Genomic DNA, 3,992 nt, shown 5'->3' with positions numbered 1-3,992 from the left:
TCGGCCTTGCGGCCAGCGCCTTCTTCGCGCCGATGATCGCGCTCACCACCGCCTGGTTCGACACCAACCGCAGCCTCGCCGTGTCGCTGGTCTCGGCCGGAATGGGCGTCGCGCCGATGACCATCTCGCCCTTCGCGCGCTGGCTGATCACCGCTTATGACTGGCGCACCGCCATGTTCGACATCGGCGTCATGGCCTGGGTGCTGCTGTTGCCCGCCGTCTTGCTGGTGCGCCAGCCGCCGGCGGCGGCCGCGGCAAGCGACGGCACGCCGGCGCCCGCCGCCGACGGTCCCGGCCTGAGCGTCGGCCAGGCGCTGCGCTCGCCGCAATTCATCGTGCTGGGGCTCACCTTCTTCGCCTGCTGCGCGGCGCATTCGGGCCCGATCTTCCACATGGTGAGCTATGCCATGTCCTGCGGTATCGCGCCGATGGCAGCGGTGTCGATCTACAGCGTCGAGGGCCTGGCCGGCCTTGGGGGACGCGTGCTCTACGGCGTGCTCGGCGACCGGCTGGGCGTGAAACCGGTGCTGGTCGCCGGGCTTGCCATCCAGGGGCTGGTGATCGCCGCGTATCTTGCCGTCGGCCGGATCGAGCAGTTCTACCTCCTGGCCGTCATCTTCGGCGCCACCTATGGCGGCGTGATGCCGCTCTACGCGGTGCTGGCGCGCGAATATTTCGGCCTGCGCATCATCGGCACGGTGCTTGGCGCCGCGACGCTGCTCTCCAGCCTCGGCATGTCGCTCGGGCCGCTCGCCGGCGGCATGATCTACGACGCCACCGCCAGCTACCACTGGCTGTTCATCGGCTCGGCGCTGATCGGCCTGGGCGCGGCCGGCATCGCCATCGCCTTCCCGCCGCAGCCCAGCCGGCAGAAGCTGCAGATGGCGTGAACGAGGCGCTGTAAATGCCAATCTCCCCTCAAAAAAGGGGAGATTGCGCATTCCAGCGCTTATCCCGGTAACACTCCTTCGAGGGCGATGATGCGCGTGTGGGCGCAGCGGAAGCGGATTTGCTTCAGCCTCTCATACTCCGGTGAGTCGTACCACGCGGTCAGCGCAGCCATGTCGGGAAACTCGATTATGACCAGACGGTGCGGCTCCCAGTCGCCCTCGAGCACTCGCGTCGTGCCGCCGCGCGCGAGATAATGCCCGCCATAGCGAGCCTCGGTTGCCGGCACCTCGCGCCGGTACTCGTCGAACATGGCCATGTCGGTGATATCGACGTCGGCAATCAGATAGGCGGCCATGCTTGTCCTCCTTCTCTTCGGCAAAGCGATTGAAGGCATTCATTTTATATTAGCTACAACTCATATTGAAGTCGGGCGGCACCAGAAACTGGACGACGCCTTCACCATGCGCACCTTGCGATGAAGAAGCATGTGATGCGGTGAGCCGGGCGCGCCCGAAATGTCAGTTGGCCAACGGCTTCACGCAGCCCCCGCCCCCGTGCGCACGGCCTCGCGCTCGCTCTCGTCGCGTTGCACCCGCTCGTCGGAGATCAGCACCACCGGGCACGGAGCTCGGCGCAGGACGGCCGTCGTCGTCTCGCCGAAGATGAGTTCCTCGCCCTGCCGCCGCGCCACACCCATGACGATCAGCGACACATTGCGGCCGGCCTGGCGGGCGATGGCGTCGGCGGCCGCGGCCCGGCTTCTGATGGCGGTCTCGATCTCGACGCCATAGCGGTCTGCGAGCGCGACGATATCCTTCAGCACCGCTTCCCGGCGGCGATGCGAGACGGTGTCGCGCGGCTCCTCGCGGACGGCGCGCGCGACATAGAGCATCTTGACCGGCGCGCCGGTGACGGCGGCAATTGCGAGCGCCAGCTCGGCGCCGCGGCGGGCAACCGCCGTGCCGTTGACCGGCACCAGTATCTTGCCCGATCCGGGGCCGAGTTTCGGCATCTGGCGACCGGCGCTCGCCGGCTTCAGCACCAGGCAGAGCGGCCCGTCGAAGGCGCCGGCGACTTCGTTCAGCCGGTGCGAGAAGCCGCCCTTGGCGGTGACGGCGCGGCCGAGCCCGACAAGCAGCATGCCGTAGCCCTTGCGCGCCTCCTTGGCGACCGCCTCGGCCGAGAGCACTTCGTGCTGGCGGCGGGTGACCGGCGCTTCCCGCACCGGCTCCTCGTCGCCCTCCTTTGCCGCCTCACGGCTGTCCTCGGCGCCCTTCTCGATTTCCTCCAGATGCAGGCCCTCGGTCGGCTCAGCATCGGTCTCGCCGCTCGAATGCAGCACCGTCGTCGGCTTGCCGGCGCCGATGACGCCGGCGAGATAGGCGGCGAAGCGGCCGACGACGCCCTCGTCGACCACGACCAGAAGCCGTTCCAGATTGGCGACGAAGCCGCGCTGATCGATCTCCTCCCGCTCCAGGCGCTTCTTCTCCTTCTCGCCGATCGGCAGGCGCCGCAGCGCCCAGCGCAACGTCGGCGGCATCGCCAGCGTGGTGATGACGGCCATGGTGAGGATCATGGTGAAGAGGTTGTGCGAGAGCACACCCATCGACAGGCCGATCGATGCGACGATGACCTCCGTGGAACCTCGCGCGTTCATGCCGCAGCCGACCGCGATGCCTTCGGCGCGGCTCATGCCGGCCGCCTCGGCGCCGATGAAGGCGCCGCCGAACTTGCCCATCGAGGCGATCACTAACAGAGCCACTGTGAGCAATGCCAGCTGCGGGTCGACCAGCACGGTGAGATCGGCCGACAAGCCGGCGACGCCGAAGAACACCGGCATGAAAAGCGCCGTGATGATTCCTCGCAGCTGCCCTTCGATGTGGCGCGACAGGATCGGCGATTCACCCACCAATATGCCGGCGACGAAAGCGCCAAGCACGGTGTGCACGCCGATCAGCTCGGTGATCAGTGCCATCACCCCCATGATGGCGAGGATGACGGTGACCACCGCATATTCCGAGCGGAACGTGTCGTTGGTCCAGCGGATGGCGTCGAAGACGATACGGCGGCCCAGCGTGAAGGAAAACGCCATGAAGAGGGCAACGCCGGCGATGGTGAAGCCCAGGCTGGCGATCTCGATCCGCCCCTTCGTGGCGATGCCGATGGTGATGGCGACGACCACCCAGCCGATCGTGTCCTCGATGATGGCCGAGGAGACGATGATCTGGCCGAGATCGCGGCGCATGAAGTTCATGTCGCGCACCACCATAGCGACGATCTTGACCGAGGAGATGGAGAGCGCCGTGCCGAGGAACAGCCCGGCGACAATGCGCTCGCCGCCGGCGGCAAGCAGTGTCTCGGGCATGAACTGGGCGGCGATTAAACCGAGCGCGAAGGGCACGGCAACGCCAGCCGCCGAGATGGAAAAGCAGGCGCGGCCGACCCGGCGCACCAGCCTCAGATCCGTCTCCATGCCGGTGAGCAGAAGCAGCATCAGAACGCCGAGCTGGGCGATGGCGTTGATCATCGATTTCTGCGTCGGATCGCCGGCGAAGACCAGCCGCTCGGCCGCCGGCCAGACCCAGCCGAGCAACGAAGGCCCGAGCAGGATGCCGCCGATCAATTGCCCCATCACCGCCGGCTGTCCCAGCGCTTCCAGCACCTCGCCGATGCCGCGGCCGACGACCAGGAGCAGGATCAACTCGGCGACGAATACACCTTCCGAGGACATGCCGGTCCTCTCGGCGGCGAAGGCGACGGCAGGCATCAAAGCGAGCGCCGCCGCTGCAAGCGCGATCCAGACCGACGGCGACCGGCGCCGATTGAGCATGTTGGACAAGATCGCCCCTCATTCCTCGCTTCGGCTTAACGGTCTGGCGCAAGGATCGGTTGCACGCCTGATAGCAGCGTTTCCTCGCCCCCATGAAATGGGGGAGAGGTGGCTCGGCGAAGCCGAGACGGAGAGGGGAGCGCCGGTTCGACCGGCAAAGGCACTTCGAAGAGGAGGGCTTCCAGCCTACTAAGCCCCCTCTCCGTCCGCTTCGCGGACACCTCTCCCCCGCTTTGCGGGGGCGAGGAAACGCTTCCCTACAATTCTATTC

3 protein-coding genes are annotated in these 3,992 nt (G+C 67.0%); 1 reads left to right on the top strand and 2 read right to left on the bottom strand.

The annotated features are described in order from the left end of the window. Positions 1-890, top strand: an 890-nt coding sequence (locus EOA23_RS32295; RefSeq protein ID WP_145966553.1) for an MFS transporter, incomplete at its 5' end; no start/stop codon positions are given. A gap of 59 nt (positions 891-949) precedes the next feature. Here the strand turns inward: EOA23_RS32295 and EOA23_RS32290 are convergent. Both EOA23_RS32290 and EOA23_RS32285 read right to left on the bottom strand, forming a co-directional pair. Then, positions 950-1,246, bottom strand: a complete 297-nt coding sequence (locus EOA23_RS32290) for a DUF1330 domain-containing protein (protein WP_126061488.1) — start codon at positions 1,244-1,246, stop codon at positions 950-952. A 180-nt stretch (positions 1,247-1,426) separates the two neighbouring features. Next, positions 1,427-3,721, bottom strand: coding sequence for a cation:proton antiporter (locus tag EOA23_RS32285; protein ID WP_189341793.1), 2,295 nt, complete (start codon positions 3,719-3,721; stop codon positions 1,427-1,429). Positions 3,722-3,992 lie beyond the last annotated feature (271 nt).

Source organism: Mesorhizobium sp. M2A.F.Ca.ET.042.01.1.1 (assembly GCF_003997405.1).
Classification (GTDB): domain Bacteria; phylum Pseudomonadota; class Alphaproteobacteria; order Rhizobiales; family Rhizobiaceae; genus Mesorhizobium.
The sequence above is the reverse complement of the archived record's forward strand: the minus strand, read 5'-3'. Positions and strand labels throughout refer to the sequence as shown.